The following is a 583-nucleotide window of genomic DNA, read 5'->3' on the forward strand; positions in this document are numbered from 1 at the left end:
CCCCGGTCGTACGCATCGCCTCCGAACAGGAGACTCCCGTGGCATCCGAGCCCCGCACCCTGGTTGTCCTCGCTCATCCGCAGTTGGCCACCTCGCGCGTCAACACGGCCCTCGTCGATGCCGCCAGGAGCGTCGCCGGCGTCACGGTCCACGACCTGTACGCCACGTACCCCGACGGGCGCATCGACATCGCGCGCGAGCAGGGCCTGCTCCGAGCACACGACCGGATCGTGCTCCAGTTCCCCTTCTACTGGTACGCGGCGACCCCGTTGCTCAAGCAGTGGCTCGACGAGGTCTTCGTCTACGGGTTCGCCTACGGCACCGATGGCTCCGCCCTGCACGGCAAGACGCTGCGGGTGGCGACCACCGTGGGCGGCCCCAGCGACGCCTACGGGCCCGGGGGCGTGCACCGCTTCTCCGTCCCCGACCTGCTGCGCCCCTTCGACGTCACGGCGGGGGTGGCCGGCATGCGGTACGAGGAGCCGTTCGTCGCCTACGGGACGCGCCGGATGGACGAGTCGGGGCTGACGGCCCAGCAGGACGCCTACCGGGCCCTCCTGCGGGCCAGCGGTACGTCCGAGAC

General features: G+C 71.5%; 1 protein-coding gene. It reads left to right on the forward strand.

What is annotated here, in order from left to right; genetic code table 11:
- Positions 1–38: 38 nt before the first annotated feature.
- Positions 39–583, forward strand: a 545-nt coding sequence (locus KUM32_RS36400) for an NAD(P)H-dependent oxidoreductase (protein WP_217146171.1), incomplete at its 3' end; no start/stop codon positions are given.

The organism is Streptomyces sp. AC627_RSS907 (assembly GCF_019049165.1).